The 21895-nt window shown below is 39.6% G+C and carries 13 protein-coding genes; 7 read left to right on the top strand and 6 right to left on the bottom strand.

Annotated features, from left to right (window positions below; genetic code table 11):
* Positions 1-2: 2 nt before the first annotated feature.
* The 4 genes from ABJG98_RS08045 to ABJG98_RS08030 form a co-directional block, all read right to left on the bottom strand.
* On the bottom strand, positions 3-1331 hold the full coding sequence (locus tag ABJG98_RS08045; RefSeq protein WP_348278983.1) for a lyase family protein: 1329 nt from the start codon (positions 1329-1331) through the stop codon (positions 3-5).
* Positions 1328-2608, bottom strand: coding sequence for an argininosuccinate synthase (locus tag ABJG98_RS08040; protein WP_348278982.1), 1281 nt, complete (start codon positions 2606-2608; stop codon positions 1328-1330). Before ABJG98_RS08040 ends, ABJG98_RS08045 begins: the two co-directional genes overlap by 4 nt.
* Complete coding sequence (gene argF / locus ABJG98_RS08035) at positions 2605-3594, bottom strand: ornithine carbamoyltransferase (RefSeq protein WP_348278981.1); 990 nt, start codon at positions 3592-3594, stop codon at positions 2605-2607. Before argF ends, ABJG98_RS08040 begins: the two co-directional genes overlap by 4 nt.
* Before the next feature lie 312 nt (positions 3595-3906).
* On the bottom strand, positions 3907-4668 hold the full coding sequence (locus ABJG98_RS08030; RefSeq protein ID WP_348278980.1) for an EcsC family protein: 762 nt from the start codon (positions 4666-4668) through the stop codon (positions 3907-3909).
* 116 nt (positions 4669-4784) lie between these two features.
* Here ABJG98_RS08030 and ABJG98_RS08025 point away from each other — a divergent pair, with 116 nt between their 5' ends.
* Positions 4785-5315 carry a DUF1353 domain-containing protein gene (locus ABJG98_RS08025; RefSeq protein WP_348278979.1) on the top strand — a complete coding sequence of 177 codons (531 nt, stop codon included), beginning with the start codon at positions 4785-4787 and terminating at the stop codon, positions 5313-5315.
* A 93-nt stretch (positions 5316-5408) separates the two neighbouring features.
* On the opposite strand, the gene ABJG98_RS08020 is transcribed toward ABJG98_RS08025, so the two are convergent.
* Positions 5409-8465, bottom strand: coding sequence for a CHAT domain-containing tetratricopeptide repeat protein (locus ABJG98_RS08020; RefSeq protein ID WP_348278978.1), 3057 nt, complete (start codon positions 8463-8465; stop codon positions 5409-5411).
* A gap of 162 nt (positions 8466-8627) precedes the next feature.
* Between ABJG98_RS08020 and ABJG98_RS08015 the strand changes: the two genes are divergently transcribed.
* The 3 genes from ABJG98_RS08015 to mgtE all read left to right on the top strand — a co-directional run bounded on the left by ABJG98_RS08015 (position 8628) and on the right by mgtE (position 12143).
* Positions 8628-9770, top strand: a complete 1143-nt coding sequence (locus tag ABJG98_RS08015; protein ID WP_348278977.1) for a BamA/TamA family outer membrane protein — start codon at positions 8628-8630, stop codon at positions 9768-9770.
* 250 nt (positions 9771-10020) lie between these two features.
* Complete coding sequence (locus ABJG98_RS08010) at positions 10021-10602, top strand: hypothetical protein (protein WP_348278976.1); 582 nt, start codon at positions 10021-10023, stop codon at positions 10600-10602.
* 191 nt (positions 10603-10793) lie between these two features.
* Positions 10794-12143, top strand: a complete 1350-nt coding sequence (gene mgtE / locus ABJG98_RS08005) for a magnesium transporter (RefSeq protein WP_348278975.1) — start codon at positions 10794-10796, stop codon at positions 12141-12143.
* Between the two features lie 31 nt (positions 12144-12174).
* Here mgtE and ABJG98_RS08000 read toward each other — a convergent pair whose 3' ends face one another.
* Positions 12175-13443, bottom strand: a complete 1269-nt coding sequence (locus ABJG98_RS08000) for a cation:proton antiporter (protein WP_348278974.1) — start codon at positions 13441-13443, stop codon at positions 12175-12177.
* Positions 13444-13569: 126 nt separating this feature from the next.
* Between ABJG98_RS08000 and ABJG98_RS07995 the strand changes: the two genes are divergently transcribed.
* Genes ABJG98_RS07995 through ABJG98_RS07985 form a run of 3 tightly spaced genes read left to right on the top strand, consistent with a single transcriptional unit; the run spans position 13570 to position 21895 of the window.
* Positions 13570-18627 (top strand): hypothetical protein, encoded by a 5058-nt coding sequence (locus ABJG98_RS07995; protein WP_348278973.1) that lies wholly within the window; start codon positions 13570-13572, stop codon positions 18625-18627.
* 8 nt (positions 18628-18635) lie between these two features.
* Complete coding sequence (locus tag ABJG98_RS07990; protein ID WP_348278972.1) at positions 18636-18941, top strand: hypothetical protein; 306 nt, start codon at positions 18636-18638, stop codon at positions 18939-18941.
* 47 nt (positions 18942-18988) lie between these two features.
* Positions 18989-21895, top strand: a complete 2907-nt coding sequence (locus ABJG98_RS07985; RefSeq protein WP_348278971.1) for a hypothetical protein — start codon at positions 18989-18991, stop codon at positions 21893-21895.

The raw sequence follows: 21895 nt of genomic DNA, 5'->3' as shown, positions 1-21895 counted from the left end.
TGCTAGTCGCCCTTATATTCCCTCATACTTAGATATGTGGTGGTATGATTGATATTTCGCTCTATTACTTCCAAACCTAAATTTCCCGTAGAGCCAAGGTGAGTCGATGCCTTCAATTTTTTATGAATATCCTCGATCGTCAACTCATCTAAATTGGATTTAACATGCTGATAAGCATCTCTGAATGGCATTCCGCTTAGCGCTATTTCATTGGCTTTGTCAGCAGCAAACATCTCTGGATAGATTTTTTCGAGCATCTTTTCTTCGTTCACCTCAATACCTCCAATAAGGTGTAATGTCGCATCCAACATGTCCAGGCATATTTCAAATGCATGGATGATGGCCTCCTTGGTGAGCTGCAGATCTCTGTGGTAGCCTGAGCTTAGATTTGTAGTCAGCTGACTCAGCATCAATTGCTTGCTGGTGATTTGTGCATGCTTTGCACGGACGATCTCCGCAACATCCAGATTCTTCTTCTGTGGCATAATCGATGATCCAGTCGTCAATTCATCATGCACGGCAAAAAACTGATAATCCAAAGAGCTGTATATAATCAAGTCATTGGCAAACTGAGCCAAGGTCCCGGTGATTGAGCACAACCCATGCGCAATTGTCGATTCCCATTTTCCCCGCGTATGCTGTGCCGTCATCGCTATCGTAATCGGTGCTTTGAATCCAAGGCGATCAGATACTTCCTTCCGATTTAATGGAAGATTTATGCCAAAGCCTGCCGCTGTTCCCAAAGGACAATAATCGATCATTTCCTGAACGGAGAGTAATAAATTAATGGAGCTATTGAGCATTTCAGCAAATGAGCCTGACCACATTCCAACGGAAGAAAGCATAGCTGGCTGAGAATGTGTATATCCAGGCATGGGTACAAACTCATGCCGCTTCGCAAAAGAGACAAACTTCTGCGCTACATTCAGTGAATATTCAAGTACAGCGTCTATCCGATCAATTTCAAAGAGTCTCATGGCTGTGAGGACCTGATCATTGCGCGACCTTCCTGTATGGATTTTCTTTCCTACCGAACCAAGATGTTTGGTTAAATACTCCTCAATAGCCGTGTGGCAATCTTCTTGGTGTGGATCAATTGAGAAGGTTCCATCATTATAATCTGTCAATAAATTTGATAAACAATGATCAATTGAGGTCAACTCATTATCGGTTAGCACGCCCATTTGATGAAGTCCCGTGGCGTGAACCCTTGATGCTTTCACGTCATAAGGAACCAACTTCATATCCAGTCGGTAGTCGTTTCCTACAGTAAATTTCTCCACCCACGCTGCAGTTTTGCTTTTTTCCTCTAATCCCCAAAGCTTACTCATGACATCAGGTTTAAGGCTGCTACTTCGTTTTTCTTCTTTACCTGATACGCTGACTTCTGTGGAAGATTCCACAGTTCAATGAATCCTGGAGAGGCTTGTTGGTTAAAGCTGTCCGAACTATTGAAGGTAGCCAGGGTATGATCGAATAGTGAGTTGGGAGAATCCAACGCCACCACCTCACAATTGCCTTTATACAATCGTATTGTTACCGAGCCAGTCACTTTCTCATTTTGCTTGGCTATAAATGCACGAATATTATCCATTGCTGGTTCAAAGTATTTCGCCCCATAGCAGAGGTAAGCCCACTTGCAGTCCATGAAATGTTTGAGTTCATTTTCCTCACGTGTTGAAACCAATTGTTCGAGTCCTTTATGCGCTTGAATTAGAATATGCGCTGCTGGATTTTCATATACTCCTCGCACTTTCAGCCCCACGATTCGATCTTCGATCAGGTGGAAATAACCAACGGCATGCTCACCACCAACCTTATTCAGGTATTGAATTAAAGCTGCAGGATGCAACTCCATATGATTGATTGTTTTCGGTACGCCATTTTCATAGCCAATGATGAGTTCCAGTTCTTCATCGGGCGCGTCCTTAGGTGTATTGCACCATTTTAGGATTTTCTCTAAAGGGGGTATCAAATGAGGGTCTTCAATCTCGCCACCTTCTCCGGTATTGGCCCACATGTTTTCGTCATAAGAGTAGGGGGTTTCTTGTTTTTGAATGACCGGAATTTTATGCTTTTCAGCATATTCGATTTCTTCGTCTCGTCCCATCGACCATTCGCGTACTGGAGCAATGATCTTAATCTCAGGATTTAAGGTGGTCATATATCCCTCAAAGCGAACCTGATCATTCCCCTTACCCGTGCATCCGTGCGCCACGACCTCACATTGATACTGCTCAGCTACCTGTACTGCAATTTGTGAAATAGCCACTCGACCGAGTGGACATCCCAGCGCATAACCACCTTGATAGTCTGCGTTTGACTGAACTGCCTCAAAGCATAGTTGGGCAAATTCATCCTTTGCATCATAAACGATTGCTTCCTTGGCACCAAGGATGAGCGCCTTCTCTCTGATCTCATCCAGATTGTCAGCTGTTTGTCCCAGATCAATCGTGAGTGCAATCACTTCACATTCGTATTGTTCCTGTATCCATTTCAGCATTACGCTGGTGTCCAAACCTCCTGAATAGAGTAAGAGACATGTATTAAACTCACCTTTCACAGCCTCGTGCGATGCGGTTTTTGAAAATTGATGTTGTGTTTTCATTGATTGAATTGATAGCGTGTTTTAAATGTTAGTTGTGGATCAGTTTCCTGCTCCGTGAGTAAAAAAGTGAAGAGTCCTTTCGAGACAATCATTCTGTTTTCTGCTTGTTGATAGATCAGGGAGTTTTCAGCATCCAACACCTGATTAGTCACTTCGACCCCACGATGTGCAGGTAAGCAATGCATAAATGAAGCATCTTGAGGACAGAGTTGCATCAGCTTTTCATTGACCTGATAGCCATGAAAATGTTGAAGCTTTTGATCGTGCTGATCTTCTTCTCCCATGGAAATGAAAGTATCTGCATAAACTACTACACTTGCCATTGCGGCAGCTTGGGCATTTTCAAAAAGCATAAATGAGCCTTTATATGTTTTACTGAGCTGATCAAAATGATCCAACATGGAGGTTGTCCATGAATAGTTTGCTGGTCCCGCGAATCCCATCGGATAGCCCAATCGAATGCCCATCTCGATTAATGAACGTGCGACATTATTTGCATCGCCAATAAAGGTGATTGGAACTCTCTCGTGATTATACTTCTGTTGAATCGTTCTGAAGTCAGCCAATGCTTGCATGGGATGATGCTCGTCTGAAAGCGCATTGATCACTGGAATTTCAGAATGATTGCACAACGTCAAAAGTGTCTCATGGGAAAATACACGTGTGAAGATTGCATCGCACCATTTCGATACGTTCATTACTGTATCCTTCAGCGATTCTCTTTCATCCAAACCTGGAATGGGTTTAGCATGCATGATCTTACCACCAAGAAATGCATTGGGGTCGATGTGGATTACCCTTCCACCTAGCTGATTGATTGCTACTTCTGTACCTACTTTAGTCCTTAGTGAGGGTTTCTCGAAGCAGAATAGAACATTGGTTTGAAGAAGAGTTTCTTCATGTGATTTATTGAGGTATGTACTCAATTCGAGTACATGCTCAATCTCGGCAATTGAAAGGTTGCCAACCTCCAGGAAGTGTTTCATGTGTTTGAGATTTTGAAATGAATCTCATGAACAACTGATCATTAGAATAATGAATTAGTTGAGCATTGTACTCATTTCAGGAAATAATAAATGTGAATTGAAAAAAGACACGGTATTGTCTACCGTGTACAACAGATTGAAGTCAGGCTTAAGACTGCCTGTCGCGCCTATAGCTGCGCCTTATGTTAATGATATTGTTGTACGTGCTTTTCATTTCTGAAATGCAAGACTAGAGAAAAAAATTGAAATGAGAGTAATTATGGTTTTAGCATATGGTAAAAAGTTGAGCAACTTCAAGCCAAAACCCCACAATTATGGGTTCAACATTTTCACTTCACGGAATCGCTCATCTCGCATTCGATAAGCATTCACAGCGGTCTTGCCTAATTTATTCGTTAGCTTATGATTCACAAGGGCACCTGCAATAGCACCAATACCCGGAATCAGTTGTAGGAGTTTAGCCAAATCAATGTAATCCCGATACTCCAGTTGGAACGTACGCCAATCAAACGCATTGAAATCGTTGGGTAATTTTTCTTTAGTGATTTCCCAGTTTTCCATCTTTTCAAAAACCTCGTTTCGTAGTTGCTGACTGGAAAAAGTGAGTTGGAAGATGTAAAGGATATACACACGTTCCTTATAGTCTTTTGTATCATATCCGTAACGCGAAGCGATTTCAAACAGCATTTTCATCTTCAAGGTCAACCACAATGGAAAGTCGGCGAGACTCAGCAAGAAACCACCAAATCCGGTAGCTGCTCCTTCCACAGCTGCAGAGGAGGAGTAGAAGTTGATGCGTTCTTTTACTTTGATTTCTATTTCTTCGAGTGTTTTTACCTCCCTTCGCGTGCGAGTGGTAAATCCCGACCCAAAGATCACTGCGCGCGTAATCTCCTTGATTGCCTTGGTGATTGCCTTATGTACTTTCTCAGGGATGATGCTATTGACTTTTTTTTGCACTTTTTTAGTTGTGCGATTCCAGAAGTTAGGTTTTCGCCGCATGGCTGTTTGCCATTGAAGCAATTCAGTTGCGATAAGTTGATGGTAGATGGAGTTTGAATCTTGTGTGGTCATATGGAATAAGAAATATACGAGTTATTGCAGTATATGATTCCTTCATTTCCATGTTCTTGATTTTTGTGTTCTCGATCAAATACCGCTATCTTCTATACTAACTAACCTTATCACAGATGGAAAGAGAGTTTGAAGAAATTAACACGGATTGGAAGAATACGCCGGAAAATGAAGGCGGATGCTTGAAACCAGGAGCTAAGAAACTTTGGAAATTCGTACATCACGATGATTTCAAGTACCAAACGGACGTATTGCTAGGTAGAAAATTTGTAGGAAAATGGCTTAAAATTGATCCTGATGGTACCATAACTGTGCATGGATCGCAAGATAATCATCGAGGCTACGCCTGGGATGGATGTACGCCCAAATTCAACTTTTTGCAGATTACTTGGGGAAACTTCGATGGACAGCTTCATGAACATACTTACCAACTCCCAAGAAAAGATAAGTTTAAGCCAAGAACCTACTACGCTTCCATGATTCATGACATACTTTATCAATACAAGCGATGTGTTCCAGTTACAAGAAAAGAAGCAGATCGGATCTTTTACAATCAGCTAAAGGAAGCTAAATGGATTTGGGTTGGTATGTATTGGCTGGGAGTTAGGCTTTTTGGTTGGATCTATTCCGGCTGGAAGTATAAATAAACGTTTTCATTAAATGCTTATTGAAGCACTATTTATGTGAAGTCATAGCAATCGCTCCGAGTACAACTTGCAGTAAGTACTAGAAATCGTATCTCAATTGCCAATGAGCACAAAAGGTGCCCAATAGTATGGAGCCGAATATTGCTTACTCTTTATCAGGTTCAGTTTAGCGCGTCTCAATGCTTCAGACTTGGAGCTATTCGTTAGTAGTTGATTATAGAAATCAATCATTAATTGAGAAGTGCTGGCATCTGAGACTTTCCATAATGAAACCAGCACATTTTCAGCTCCTGCATACATAAACGCACGTGTCAACCCAATGATGCCTTCACCTTTTACGACTTTTCCAAGACCTGTTTCACAGGCAGAAAGTGACACCAGGTCCGCGTTCCAGCTCAGGTTGTAAATTTCACCTACGTACAAAATACCATCTTGCTCAGAGTCAGCAATTTGGCTAAGCACAAGCCCTGAAAGCTCTGGTGTCTCATCATTGACAAAACCATGCGTAGCCAGGTGTATGTACTTGTATCTTCCGAGATCCGGATCTTTCAAATTTTCTTCTCTGGCATCCTTAAACAAAAAGGACTTAGCAAAGAGGTTTCTTTTCTGATGCAAAACTTGAATTTGCTCAACTTCATCCCTCGTGCCAGGGATCGGGGTAATCTTTCCATCTCTTACAAAATTTTGACTTTTCCCTTCACTTGGCTGATAAAAACGCTCCGTAGTATTTACTAAAAAGTTAGTCTCTGATTCATCCGAAAAGACAGGCGCAAATGCAACATAGTCACGATCGCCATACTTCTTCTCAGACTGAAATTGACTGAACATTAAACTTGTTGAACTGGCGTACTTCATAGAATAGTATTCAATTAGATACTTTGACTTTTCGCCAGATGATTTTAGAATCTCAAATGGCATATATCCCAATATTCCGTCAGTGACAACCAGCACTTCTTCGATATTTTCCTCATCGATCATTGATTGAACGGGCTTCCATAGCTGCTCATAAAGTCGGTCTAAAAATTTACTCTCAAGATCACGAGCTTTGAAGATTACGGCATTTCTAAGTCCACGAATATTTCTATCCAACCCTGACCTGGCAGAAGTTGCGACCTTGAAGTTCTCTTGGCTTAAATAAAAGATATGAATCTGATTTTCTGTGAGAAAGTACTCAATGATCGCCGAATTTTTTGTTAGGTATTGATCTTGCAGCTCACCTATGGTCACCTGAGAAGCCTCGTATTTTAGGTTGTGATAGGATGGATTTGATTTTCCAATGCTATCGATGTACGATTCATATTCCCTTTGAGCTGCTAATAATTCTTTTCTAAGGCTGACAACTTGAGGGTCGTCTTTTGGAACACGTTGTTGAATCAAAGACAGGTCGTGCTTTTTCAGAGCGATATTTCCTTTAAGTGTATTTTCCTGTTCCAGTAGCGCAATTGGGATTCCAGAAAATTCCTTTGCTTTCGTTTCTGAGAAAGCTTCTTGCATGACAGCTGCCTTTGATTTTTGGCAAAACTGATAGGCCTTGTCAAGATAGTCACCTCCATGGATCTCCGCCAACTTCATCATTATCTCTACGCCCATGACATATACATTTCTTGCGTCAGCGCTCAGTATTAATTTGTCGTTCTCCCCGGTAATGTATTTTCTCACCTCACCAATCATTTGGCTGCATGCATTCAGGTGCATTTCTATGTGCTCCAAATAGACAAGATCCTTCGTGTCTTCATATAGCAGTTCTAATACCTTCGCTTTTTCAAACACAGTATGTATTAATTGAAGACCTGAAGCAGCAGCAGCATCAGGCGGACAGCTATACATATCCTGATTGGTGAATGATAAATGGTTAGCAAGGATTGATTGATGATAGAGGTTTAGCGCTTCCTTATACTTTTTCTCTTTCAACCGTATGGACGCCAGAATGTCGAAACATTGGGCTACGTGGAGGTTTGTACTATCAAATTCGGCTAAATAGATTTTTAGCGCACTTAAAACTAATTCCTCGGCTTTTTTCAAATCATTAGCCTCAGTGTACAAAGTTGCGGCAACCTTGAATTGGTTTGCCGCATTTACAGTTGTGGAGTCATAAATACGTTCTCCCATTTTGAGTGCTTGAGTTAGGTATTCAAATGCGTGCGAGACTTCTTCTTTTTCAAAATGATACGATGCTAAGTCCTGAAGTGCGTCGGCAGTGTAGGCGTGATCTCCCAACAGTTCTTTGAAGATTTCCAAGGCCTCTACTTTGACCGCTATGGCGTTCTCCAAATCTCCCATTTTGGAATGAGTAGTAGCCATATTGTTGAGCGAATTTCCAACAGAGATATGAACTGGCCCATAAAGAGCTTTTCTGACATCAAGTGATCGTTGAGTATACTCAAACGATTTTTCATAATTGCCTTGCCTGAGGTGTGTGGCTGCAAGATTTGCATAGTCTTCAGCAACATATACATGCTGATCACCAAAGTCTCTAAGGTCAATCTCAAGTGCTTTTTCTTTATAAAATAAGGCAGAGTCATATTGGCCTGCTTTGTTATGTATCACTCCTAAATTGAAATAGTTATAGATGAGATCCGGGTGATCTTTGTCGATTTTTTCCCGGCTATTTTTTGACTTGACCTGGTTGATCATCGCATCCTTAAAATTTCCCATCAGCAGGTAGGTGAGTGAGATATTGCCATAGCTTGTTGCTACCTGATCACTCTCCGCACCAAAAAGAGAAGTGTTTTTCTCAAGATTCTTCCTCTTAAAAAAAATAGCTGAGTCATATTTTCCGATAACTTCATAAAGCACTCCCAGGGAATTAAAGCTGATACTCACCTGCTCATTCTCACCATCTCCGTACGCCATTCCAAGTTGCAACGCCTTGTACAGGTAGTTTCTGGCGGAGGTGAAATCATTTAGTTCAGTGTAGTTGTATCCAATATTATTGAGACAATTGAGATAGTTGACGGTATCTCCAAGCTCGTCGAAGGCGGGTACGGCCTTGAGCAGAAACAAGTTTGAGCTATCGTATTTACCATCGTTTATTAGCCGTATTCCGCTCTTGTAATTAGCTTCAGCTGCAGATTTATTAGTGGATTGACCAAATGTGCAGGTTAGGCTTAATACAACAGCTATGAATAGATGGGTGAGTTGTAATTTCATTTCAATAGCTATGGATTACCTTATTAAAGGTAACGATTATTCAAGAGATTGATTTGTTGGAAGTGAATGTGATTTTGTTGGATATTTAAAATCTATTTTTCAAGTAACTAGCAAGCTTGAGTTAATAACAATAACCTCCATATTTGCCGTTGATTTAATCAAATGAAACTTGCTCGTCGTTTCCGAACCACCGTTCTTATTCTCCTAGGTGTTGGACTTACTCCATCGCTAAAAGCCCAAAATGATGGATTGGTCAAACGAGCTTGGAACTCGGTATTCAACGACACTACTTCAATAGAGCGTCCCAAGTTTATTGCTTATCCTACCATTGCCTTTGCGCCGGAAACAAAATGGGAGTTTGGGGTAAGTGCCGTGTACGTGTACTACGCCAATCAGGACATCAAGAATCGCCTGAGTGAGGTCACCGCATTTACATTCATAACACTTGAGAAACAATATGGCTTGTGGATGGATCATGCCCTCTATAGCGACAAGAGCAAATGGTTCTTTCTCGGCAGGGTTCGGTTGCAGCAATTCCCTTTGCTCTACTTTGGCACAGGTATAGACATAAGCGGAGAAGAGCTGGCACAAATTGATGCGGGAAGTATCAGTATCCGCGAGCGAGTATTGCGAAAGATTCATGGAAGCTTATACCTCGGATTTGAAACGGACTTTCACCGCCTTTCTAATGTAGGGTTGACTCAAATCACCAATGAACCATTTCAAGCTCCTGCAGGAATCCGGAAGTTTAGCAACCTTGGACTAGGTCTGGGTGTGGTTTATGACAATAGACACAATGTGCTCAACGTAAGAGAAGGCTTTTTTGGCGAGATGGGCTTCCTGCGATATGATGACGGTTGGGGAAGTGACTTTGAGTTCACCTCATATTTTTTTGACGCACGATACTACCTACCTACTAATGATACTCAGGTACTCGCTACCCAGCTCTATTTTTCTGAGATTCAGGGAGACGCACCTTTCAGCCAACTTTCATTGATGGGAGGAGAGTCGCTCATGCGAGGGTATTACCTCGGCAGATATCGTGATCAAACGCTGCTGGCTGCACAAACAGAATATAGGTTTCTACCTTTTCCATTTAGCAAACGATTAGGCGCAGCAGCCTTTGTAGCTCTCGGCACAGTCAGCGAGGGAGCACCCAAACTGGATGTAAGCAAGCTGAAAGTAGCCGGCGGTACTGGCGTCAGGTTCCTGATCTTCAAGAGCAAAGACATCTTCACCCGGTTTGATGTGGCAGTCTCTGAAGACGGATTGGGTTATTATTTTTTTATCGGAGAGGCGTTTTAGGAATGCTCTATAAAAATGATGAATCCGAAGAACAATTGAAACAAGTGTGGCCATGGAATTTCCAGTCCAGTTTAATTTCAACTAATGCCTTTGTGACTTTTCAGGGTAAATCAAGTCTAAATCTTTGATGCTATAATTACGTAGCTCATCTGAGATTGGTCGAATGAATTGAATGAAAAGATTAAGAAAATGAATGGAATAATTCTATTCATCCATGTGTTATTATCCTAGGAAACTAAACTAAAATAAGATGGCTAAAAAAGAAACAGATAAACCGACGGCTAAAAAATCAGCAGAAAAAAAGGCAACTAAAAGACCTACCGCAAAAGCAGCAAGTAAGAAAGAACCGCCAGCTAAAATGACGGTGAGTAAAAAACCAGTTGCGAAAAAGACAGCTCCCAAAAGCACCAGTTCTGAAAAGGCAGAACCTATAAAAAGTTCTAGATTCAGTACGTTCTTTAAAGAATTTAAAGAAAATGTAAGTGAAGGCGCAAAAGCATTAGCTGATATTTCATCCGACCTTTTGGAAGAGGTGAAGGACAAGGCAGAAGATCTCTACGGCAAAGGAGCTGAAAAATTTGAGCAAGCTTCTGGAGTTGTTGAAAACTATGTAGAACGGTACAAGGGAGAACAAGAAATAAAGCAATTGACAAAAGAGAAAGATGAGCTCTGTTCAATTCTTGGCGATAGTATTTATCATGAATTCAAAAAAAGTGGCACAATCTCTAAAAGGTTTCTTACCACTAAGAAATCAGAAGAGCTTTTCGGTAGCATTGAATCGGTTGATAAGCGAATTTTGAAATTGGGGAAAGAACTGGATAGGCGTAAGTAATGAATAAGATTATTTAAAGCTGTTCATTTTTATCTGTCATCTACACTTTTAGCAGTTTAGCAGAATTGTTGGCTCTTCCATTTCTTTTCAGAAGTGAGGTCATAAAATGGCTGAGTTTGCGTCTCGTTAGAAATAAAGGCGCTATATCTTAGTCTATTCAATAAAAAATTTTACGATAAACACCACATCAAATGCAAGAGGAGCGTCCATGGGAAAGCCTGAGAGATCAGATAAAAAATAATGAGGCGGATGAAGTAAAACTATTTCTTGAATCTCAGGAATCGTCAGATTTAATAGGAGCTGTAGGTCATTTGACAGAAGATGAACGAGCCAAGATGCTCACCCTCTTGACTCCTGAAGATGCTGCAGAGCTGATTGAAGATATTCCATGGGTACAGGCGTTGAGATCCATCAAGGACATTGAGCCAGAAAGTGCGGCTGCAATTCTATCAGAAATGACGAGTGATGATCAGGCAGATTTTCTTCTGGAAATGAAGGGAGAAGATGCTGAAGCCATTCTGGAAGAAATGGATGATTCGGATGTCAAAAATCTTCGAAACCTTATACGCTATGATCCAGAGACAGCTGGTGGTTTGATGGTTACCGAGTTTCTGGCTTTTGAGGAATCTGAAACTGTAGAAAGCCTGGTAGATAATCTTCGCCAAAATGCATTGCAATACAAAAAATATCATCTACAGTACATCTACATGGTTTCTGGTGGAAAATTTGGAGGTGTTCTGAGTATGAGAGACTTGTTACTTTCAAACCCTAAAACTTCACTTAATGAAATTGCAATCACAAATGCACTAGTGGTAAATGATCAAGCTTCATTGGAAGATTTAATTAAATTCTTTGATGTCCATAATTATTATGGCGTGCCAGTTGTAGATGATGATCAGGCACTGATAGGAGTAGTCTTGCGAGAGGATATCAGAGAAGCACAAAGTGAACAGATGAATACCGAGCATCTCGAAACTCAAGGTATTATTGGGGGAGAAGAGCTTCGGACGATGCCAATCTTGTTGAGAGCAAGAAGAAGGCTTTCCTGGTTGAGTGTCAATATTCTCTTGAATATTGCAGCGGCAAGTATTATTGCAATCTATCAGGATACCTTATCTGCGGTTATTGCGCTGGCAGTTTTCCTCCCAATCATATCAGATATGAGCGGATGTTCCGGAAATCAGGCAGTTGCTGTGAGTTTAAGAGAACTTTCACTTGGGGTGGTTCGGCCATTTGAGATGGCCAGAGTGTGGCTGCAGGAAGTATCTGTAGGACTTATCAACGGAGCTGTTCTGGGACTTCTGATTGGTGTCGCAGCATATCTATGGCAAGGCAATGCCTACTTAGGCTTGGTAGTTGGCGGAGCATTAATGATTAATACCGTCGTAGCTGTCTCACTTGGTGGAACGATTCCTTTATTTCTCAAAAAAATGAATGTAGATCCGGCTCTTGCTTCTGGACCAATACTCACTACTGTCACCGATATGTTTGGCTTTTTTCTCGCGCTGACTTTTGCAGGAATGATGCTAAGCAACCTATGATGCTAGGTATAGGTGATATAAAATTGAAATTTTAGTCCGCTGCTTTTTTCATCTCTTCCACCTGATCATCCAGCTCCTTCCACTCATCAAACTTCAACTCATCCTTTTCTTCAATATCTTCTTTTTTAGCAATTAAGCCTGTTGTCATAATTATGCTTGTTGCAAGGATTACAATGAGCAAGATTGAAGGATTAAATCGATCATCCATAAAGTGGGCTGGAATTGAGAAAAATAAGAGTACAGTAATCAACCCTCTTGGTGCAATCCATAGTTGAGGAGTAATGTTCCGTTTTACAATAATTTTCAAAAGAATGAACCGAAACACATAAGTAATGGCTAAGACAGCTAATGCCATATAAATGGATGGAAGATTTCCTATACCTGAGAAATCTAATGTCATCCCGAAAATCACAAAAAAGAACGTTCGTACCACAAAGGCAGTTTCCATGGTCACTACATGGAAATCTTCAGTAATGTGTTTCAACGCTTCTGGATCCGCGAATTTTTTTAGCTTACCTCTAAAGAAAAGCTGGTTATTATTGAGCACCAAGCCAAACACCATAATGATCAAGAGCGATGAAAGATGAAATAGTTTGCCTGTGGAGTAGAGTAAAATAAGGATTGCAATCAAAAAGAAGAGTTTCACTTTAGACTCCAATTTCTGAAGTAAGAACACCATAAAATAGCTGATAAGCAGAGATAAAATAATCGTCAATAAGATGCTGCTTGATACATCCATGACAATTTCACCTGTATTTTCAGCCTTGGCACCACCTATGACGAAGTAGAAAAACATAATCCCCAGGATGTCTGAAAACGTACTTTCATAGATCATGAATTCACGCTTTTTTTCCATGAGTGAGGTAACACTAGGTATAATAATAGCGCTGCTCAAAATGGATAGTGGAATGGCATAGATCAATGCCTTTAAGAAGTCATCAAAAATAAAGACGTGAAGCACATAAGCGACACCAAGTGCTGTGCCTACGAGAGCAACCAGAGCAATGACAAAGGATTTAATTAGCAGAGGTTTTTTATCTTTTTGCAGTTTCAGATCCAACGCTGCTTCCAAAACAATCATAATCAAGCCAACAATCCCCAGCAGTTCCAGAGCCTCCATGATATAGGTGGTCAAATCAATACCTAAAGCATTGAGAAGCTTTTGAAAGGCCACACCTAATCCAATGAGTAAAAGAACACTGGGAATTTTAGATTTTTCAGAAACGAAATTGAAAAAATAAGAAATGATGATAATTAAGGAGATAGCAATTGTTTCTGTATAAGCATTTAAGTACTCCATGCATTTTCTTTATTCTTGAGACTAAGCATCAGTTAAAAGGTCACTTTTTTTATAAATCAATGTGACCTATTCAGATTATCTTGTCTTAACAGTTGACTAAGTTATCCTTTTATTAAACATTCTTTGATGGCAAAAATCAAAAAGTTCGGAACTTTCGGTGGAGTTTTTATCCCATCCATTTTAACCATTTTAGGAGTTATCCTGTACATGAGACTTCCCATGATAGTTGGAGAAGCCGGCTTGTGGTTGACCTTGGGAATAATCATTGTGGCGCATATAATCTCGATCACTACCGGGTTGAGCATTTCCTCCATGGCAACAGATAAAAAGGTAGAAGCCGGAGGTCCTTATTATATTATTTCAAGGAGTCTGGGACTGCCGATTGGCGGGACACTAGGACTCGCATTGTTTGTTGGCTTATCCTTTAGCATCAGTTTGTATCTCATCGGTTTTTCTGAGAGTTTTCTTCCGTTCATGGGTTATGAGGCATCCATTAAAAACATTCGATTTGTAGGTTCAGCTGCATTGTTGATATTGACTACCATTACTTTTATTAGCACTTCGCTAGCTATAAAAGCTCAATTTTTCATTTTAGGAGCAATCGCTCTTTCCATTATATCCATCTTTTTTGGTAATCATGATTTTGTGCCAGAGGCACCATTATTGGCAAGTTCCTCATCTGCTGTATCGCTGATGGTTCTTTTCGGTATATTTTTTCCAGCGGTAACAGGGTTTAGCGCGGGTGTGTCAATGTCTGGAGATCTAGAAAATCCAAAAAAATCTATACCTAAGGGAACCATAGCAGCAATAGCAGTAGGATTTATCATTTATGTTGTATTGGCTATTTTTTTCGCTGTTTCTATCGAGAGAAACGCCTTAATAACCGATCCTCAAATTCTCTTAAATGTTTCATGGATACCTGAGTTGGTCTTGGCAGGGATTTGGGGTGCCACCTTATCATCAGCATTAGGAAGTATTCTAGGTGCCCCTCGCATTCTTCAGGCTATTTCTGTTGACAAAATCAGCCCACGAATCTTTGCCAAAGGATATGGAGCAACCAATGAGCCTCGAAATGCAGTTGTCTTGGCATTTGTGATAGCTGAAGCAGGAATTCTCATCGGAGAATTAGATGTAATTGCTCGAATAGTCTCGATTTTCTTCATTACTACATACGGTTTCTTAAATATCAGTGCAGCATTTGAAAAGTGGACGAGTACCGAGTATAGACCCGATTTTAAAGTATCCGGATGGGTCAGTTTGATCGGTGCAGTGGCTTGCTTAATCGTAATGATTCAATTGGATTTTGTGGCTATGCTGGGCGCAACGCTCATCCTTGGGGTGATCTATTTCTACTTAAAAAGAAAAGAACTAACGCTCGATTCAGGCGATGCCTGGAGTGGGGTTTGGGCGTCTTTGGTAAAGACCGGGCTCACTAATCTAATGAGAGAAAAACTTCAGAAAAGAAACTGGAGACCCAATGTGATCATGTTCAGTGGAAATCCTGCCAATAGAACACATATGATAAACATGGGGAAAGCAATAGTAGGAAAGCTTGGTCTATTGTCTGCATTTGAGTTAGTGGTAAGCGATGATAAAATCATGACTAAAAGCCAGTCGGATTTAGAAAAAGGAAAAGATGAAATAGGCTTTTTCAAGCAGAAACTCCATACCCGTGATATTTATTCTGGAATGGATCAAATAGCCAGAGTCTATGGGTTTTCCGGAGTAGAGCCCAACACCATTTTAATGGGATGGAGTAAGAACCCAACAAACAAAGAACGATTTATAGATTTGCTCGAGAGTTTTGGTCAGGAAAAATTTAATACCCTTTTTCTTAACTATGATCATGATCGAGCCTACGGAAATTTTCAATCGATAGATATTTGGTGGAGTGGTTCAGGGCGAAATCTAGCATTTGCAATAAATCTCATCCGCCATATTACCAATGCACCAGACTGGAATAGAGCAAACGTACGTGTATTGATAATTAATCCTATCGAAGCAGAAACTGAGAACATCTACAAAAAGACCTTCGCAATTCTTGAGCGGTATAGATTAGATGCAGACATCAAAATCATTAATAATGAAGTGGATAAAAAATCGGATAAAGAGATCATTGAAATCGAATCCAGTTTGTCAGACTTAACAGTACTCGGTGTACCGGCCAATCGATTTAGAGATTTTGGAAAGTACTTTGATGAAATTAACGACACAGTTAGCAGCGTAGGAAGCTCACTAGTAATCAATGCTTCAGTAGATTTTGAAGATTTAGAGGTAGTCACAAAAGTAAAAGCAAAACAGGAAGAAGAAAGCGAAATTTCGATCCTTGCCATTCCAGAATTAGACGCATCGCAATACGAAGAGATAACTATTGACCTTCAAAAGATCGATCAAAATGGCAGGCGGGTGATCGATCAATTATTTGAAAAATCATTTCATCCCATTTTTCTACACCATCAGGAACTGCTTTCTGAATTGAAAGATCGTGGCGCGGTAATTCAAAAGGAACTCGATAAAATAAGAGAGATACCGGAGTTGTTCAAACGGAAAAAAGCGGTCGACAAGCTTAAAAATGAAAGCCTTTTCAAACTCAATGCTTTCATATCTGGAGAATTGATTGAATCAGAGCTTATTGCTCAAAAAGAAAAACTACAGCTGGGCATAGATTGGTATTCACAACAACTGCTAGCAGATTTTCATCGCTTCCCGAAGAAAATGAAGGTTAGGTATGTAGATCAGGCTTTTGAAATTAAAAAGAATGATACCTTCAAAACCAAAGTTTTAAAGCGGTGGAAAAGAATCAAGCATTCAATCGTAGGAAAACCAATTACCCAAAAAATTAAGTATCGCGAAATAGCCAGGTTCTATCAGTTAAACAGCAGAATGGTATTTGCTGATCGCATTTTCAAAAAACTATTGGATGATGAGCATACTTTTTACAAGCGACTTAGGCAAACCACTTCGTCAATTATAAGTGCACTGAATGATATAGAGCGAAAAATATGGACAGAAGAAAAAAAATGGAACGAAGAAAAACTTGAAGCCATAGTGGCTGATATTCTGCTTCAGAAAGAAGGTGATGCCAAATTGGAGACCCTATATCATAGTCGTTTTTTAGTCGAATTTCGCAACAATTTGACCCAAATGCGGCGGGATATGGAGAAGGTCGAAATCAATCAATTGATAAAGAAGCGAAATTCGACTAAGAAGCTTTTTGCACAGGCTGAAAGTGAGCTTCAGGATTTTGCTGAAAACTTCTCCCATGATGTTAAAACACTGATAAACATGATCTCTCTCGAGTTATCAGTAAATAGTACCAAAAACAGACAGGAAACCTTGTTGGTAGATCTGTGGAATCACTTGGGCCAGAGTATAAGCATCAACTATTTGAAAAAGGTAGAAGGGCTCATTTCAAAACTGGAAAAAGGAGAAGAAGTCGACTTGAAAAAGGTAAAGTTTGAGCTTGATTTCGAAACCGAGACTAAAGAAATTTTTGAGCAACATCAAGCAAAGATGTTATTGTTGACGGATGAATTGCCAGACAATATTGAGATATATTCAATCTTGGATCTGACAACAATGTCAGAATCTGACCCTATAGATATACCCGTCTCTCGAATGGCAGAGTATTATCTCAAGTCTCGTTACGAGTCACCGATAGAAGAACTATTTGAAGGACTACTGGAGACAATAAAGCGTGGAATCTTTTCTTCTCAGGAAGCAATCAACTTGGCTCAATTTTATTTGGAAAACAAAGAATCGAATGAGCTGACTGAGGATGAGGTACTAGTGATGTGCAAATCCAAATTGGAAAAGGAAAGAAGCGAAATAGAAGGACTCATAGCTGAGTTTAAAGAAGCCAGTGAAAAGCTTTTAGAAAAAGCGTATGAACCACTTGAGACTGTTCGGATACAAGAAAGCGCAGAAGACTTCACAGTTGGGTTAAGAAGCTACCAAAGCAAGCAAGTACTTTCGGGAGCAGGCGCTATTTTAGATACAATTAGTCGTTTTGTTCAAAACATACTTATTCGATTATTGTACACAAAAAGTGAGACCATACTATTTGCTGAAAAAATGGATCACGAATCACAGGCTAATTCAATAAATAGTCGATTACTAGATTTAAAAGAAACACTAAGCCCAACTAAAAGAGGAATCCAATACTTGCCCCAGTATTATGTGACGCTCTTTAATGGAAAATCAAATATCAATAAAGACTTTTGGGTGAAGAGGCCAAAGGAAGAGTCAGCTTTCAAGAAAGCTGTTACACGCCATAGAGCAGGTTATCATGGTGGAATTTTATTGCTGGGAGATCGTAATTCGGGTAAAACAACATTCTGTAGATACCTCGCCCAAAACATCTTTAAGAGCAGCACAGTTTATACCATGTTTCCTCCGATTCCCGGGACTCATACCGTTGAAGGGTTTAACCAGTCAATGTCGAAGGCCACTCAAAAAAGAGGTGAAGCAGAACAAATGTTATCGCGCTTGCCTGAAAATAGTGTCCTAATCATTAATGACCTTGAACTTTTCTGGGAACGATCAGAGCAAGGATTAGCGGTCATTCATAAGTTAGAGTTCCTGATGGACAAGTATGGCAGTAAAATCCTTTTTATTGTCAATATGAATCCGCAGGCATTTAAATTGATTAATCAGCTAACTAGCCTTGAAGAGCATTTTATCGAGGTGATAAGTATGGAGTCTTTTGATGCAGAAGATTTGAATCAATTAATAATGCAACGTCACAAATCAAGTGGTCTCTCCTTTGGATACAATGAAAAACATGGCCAAATAAGTGAATTGAAAAAAGCGTCCCTTTTTAATGATTACTTCAACTATAGCAAGGGAAGTCCAGGCGTTACGCTGAATGGTTGGCTGTCTAACATAACTGCTTCGAGTAAAGATTTCGTCGTTGTTAATAAGCCTGTAAGACCAGCACTCGATGTATTTGATGAACTAGACGAAGATTGGATTATGCTATTGCTTCAGTTTATTTTGCATAAAAGGCTGACAGAAGATAAAATCATACGTATCACAGATTGGAGTAAAGAGCAAACTTCAGAAAAAATTCATGCTTTACTTCGCTCCGGTGTTATTGTAGAAAAATCATCCGGGATCTATAACTTGGATCCAATTTTACATCCATTTATTCTTGACGCATTGAAAGAAAGGAAGGTACTGTAATGAGCTTAATGAAGAGAAGTTTAATGAAGCTAAGGAAGCTATTGGTTCCCAATTTCTTTTATGATCAAAAGGAAGAGGAGGTATCCAATAGAATGTTTTATCATCGCTATGAGTTTTCTCTGGATCTTGCAAAGCAAAATCTTGATTTAGAAAAAACGAAAAAGATAATCCTTAATAATCCCTGGTGTTTGTTGAGTCCTCCATGTTTCGAATTTTCTGAAGAATCAGAGAATAGCGTCAAAATTTCATATTACGTTCTCAGTAAAAACAGCGGAAAGAAATTACAGGAAAGAATACTAAATCAAGCAAGCTAAATTTCTATTTATGAATTCCTATAACTAACAAGAGGGCAAAAACTCGAATGGCAGCCACAATTAAAGATCATTTAAAGGGATTATTGAAGGAGCACTTTCTTCTACCGATTGATTCTCAAATAGCCAGTGAAATAAAAAATATTGAATGCATTGTCTCACATGTTCAATCATTTCAGACCTCTAAAAAGACAAGCACCTCCAACAAGGAAATAGCAAAATATGCGGCCGAATTTCATGCGATTGTGGATGAAATTTGGGAAGAGCCTGAGAGCCATTCATTTTCGGACCTTTACCACGAACTCATTGCAGGCTTAAATACCCTTTTTGATGGAGTTGAAGAGGTTGAAGTTAAAGAACAATCTCGCGATCGCTTTTACGCGATGAACGATGATTCTAAGTTCTTGAAATTCCGAAAATGGGGAAAAAGAACAGGATATCTGACTTCAAGAATTTTTAGCAAGAAGTTTAAAAAGCGGTTTTGGAACCGCTCCATACCTCTAAAAGAATTGACTCGCTACCACTTTCAAAGTCAATTGATACTTGACCTGAGAGATGTTACAGATCTTTTTTATGAAACTTTCTGCGCTCAATTTTTGAAAATTAAGGTTGCTGAAGAAAGTCTTTCTGAAGAAGGAGTTGACATTTCTGATAAGATATTAAAAGACATAAAAAGAGAGTTAGCCAGTTTAAATAAAACTGTTGAGAAGAAAGTAGATGAATTGCTTGAAGCCAGGTATGACTTATATCTGGCTGATCAGCAAATTGTAGATACGATGGAGCTTTCCAGTCGGGCGTTTACTAGTGAGGCGGTTCAGAAAAACATCCTACGTTCAGAAGAAAGGTGGGGGAAAAATAGAAAGCGCTGGAACAATACCATTTATTCATTATTTGAAGAATGGCGCTCAGACCTGGATATTTTTCATTTAAAAAATGTCACTTTAGCTGAGTTAGATGGCTTTAAAGCAGGTCAAATAAAGAAGATTGGATCTCAGATTGAACCTGAAATAGAAGCGATTTTAATTGCCATTCAGGAAGCACAGATAAAGCTTGGTAAAAAACCTGACGACCCACAAAAGACACTGAAAGCAATTGGAAAAGAGATTCAAAATCGACTGGGCAAAGAACATGTTCCCAAGCTGTGCGATAAGCTAACTAGCCAGAACATTTCCAACTTAATTAATAAGCTAGAATCTAACATTTATAAATCAGTTGAAAACCTCTCAGACGAGCATGTGAGAGTAAAAACATCAACATTCGATTCACCACTCGATGACGATGAACTAAAGAAAGTATCACTCTATGAGTTAATTTCATTTGAAACACTGGAAGTCTTCAAAGAAGATTTTGAAGGCATTAAAAAGGGTATGTTTAGTGCCTTGGAAGAGGCAACCAGTTATTCCTTAGATCTACCCCAGATTGTGAATTTTAGTATCTCTTCTTCAATAGCAGCGATTGATGAAGGAAAAGATCAAACGGATGCCATCTCAATTGCTACAGAAGGACTTGCTAGAGCTTCTTCTCGAATGATTGAAGTGAAGAATCGATTGGAAAAGGCCATCAGCGAGAATAGTGAGCAGTTAGATGCAGTCGTGAATAAGTTTTGTGATGCCATCATGGATCTTACGTACAAGGAAAACGTCGTAGAACTAAGGTTACGAATTACCAAAGCCAAAGCAGCAAAACAAGCTGAAGAGGTAAAGCAACAGCTGCGTGAAAAAATCTTGAGTCGGAAAAAAGTGGTGCTTGAATTAGGTACTAAAGGGTTAAATAAGATAAAATCATTATTTGATAAAATAGGCAGCAGTTTTATCCTGACAGCAGGAAAGCCAGAACTTTCACGGGAGGTTTCCGATTTTTTGATGGAATCTCAACATGTGATTGACGGACTGCCACTCATCTATCGCAGACTTTATCGAATAGAACCGCTGGAAGATCTGGACTTATTTGAAGGCAGGGAAGAGGAAATTAAAAAACTAGATACCGCATTTGATAGCTGGAATCAAGGTCGATTTGCTGGAACGGCAATCTTGGGTGAAAAATGGGGTGGATTGACTACATTTCTCAATTATGCCATTGCAAAATCCAAGTATCCATTTCCGCTAACCCGCATTACTCCAAAAGAGAATATAGCTACAGAAGAAGGCCTCATTAATATGATGAAAGAGGTTTTTGAAAACGATTCGTTCGAACATTTTGATCACGTAGTTGATTTTCTAAATAGCGGCTCAAAACGCATCATCGTTTTTGAAGATCTACAAAACCTATACTTGAGAAGAGTAGGAGGATTTGCAGCGCTACAGTTGCTTTTTCAATTGATAACTCGCACCTATAAAAATGTATTTTGGATTACTACCACTACCATCTATACCTGGCAATATTTAAAGAAAGCCATCCATATTGATGATTTTTTTAGCTACTCATTTGAGCTTGGTGAATGGTCGCAGGAGCAGATAGTAAATATAGTTTGGAAGCGAAATAGGATCAGTGGATATAGCATCACTTTTGAAGCCAATGAAAGCTTATTGAAGGATAAGAAATTCATAAAGTTAAGCGATGAAGAAAAGCAACAATTTTTGAAAAATGAATACTTCTCACAGCTCAATTCTTTTGCGAAAAGTAATGTAAGCCTGGCTTTGATTTTTTGGCTGTTGTCTACTAAAGCGGTAGGCCAAAGTATGATTACCATTGGAGAGTTTAATAAACCGAAGTTGGACTTTTTGAGCGTGATGCCAATGGAAAAAATTTACATAATTCATGCACTTATTTTGCATGATGGACTATCAGAATATCAATTGTCTTTGATACTTAATATCCCGGAGTCTGCAAGTCGATTAAATCTACTTGCCCTGTTGGAAGATGGAATTATTATGCGAGAAGATTCAAATTATTTGGTAAACCCGATTGTGTACCGAAATGCAATTTCTGTTCTTAAAGCAAAAAATTTGATTCATTAA

Source organism: Ekhidna sp. (assembly GCF_039960695.1).
Taxonomy (GTDB): domain Bacteria; phylum Bacteroidota; class Bacteroidia; order Cytophagales; family Cyclobacteriaceae; genus Ekhidna.
Note: the sequence above shows the minus strand (reverse complement) of the source record. Positions and strands in the feature narration are given on the sequence as shown.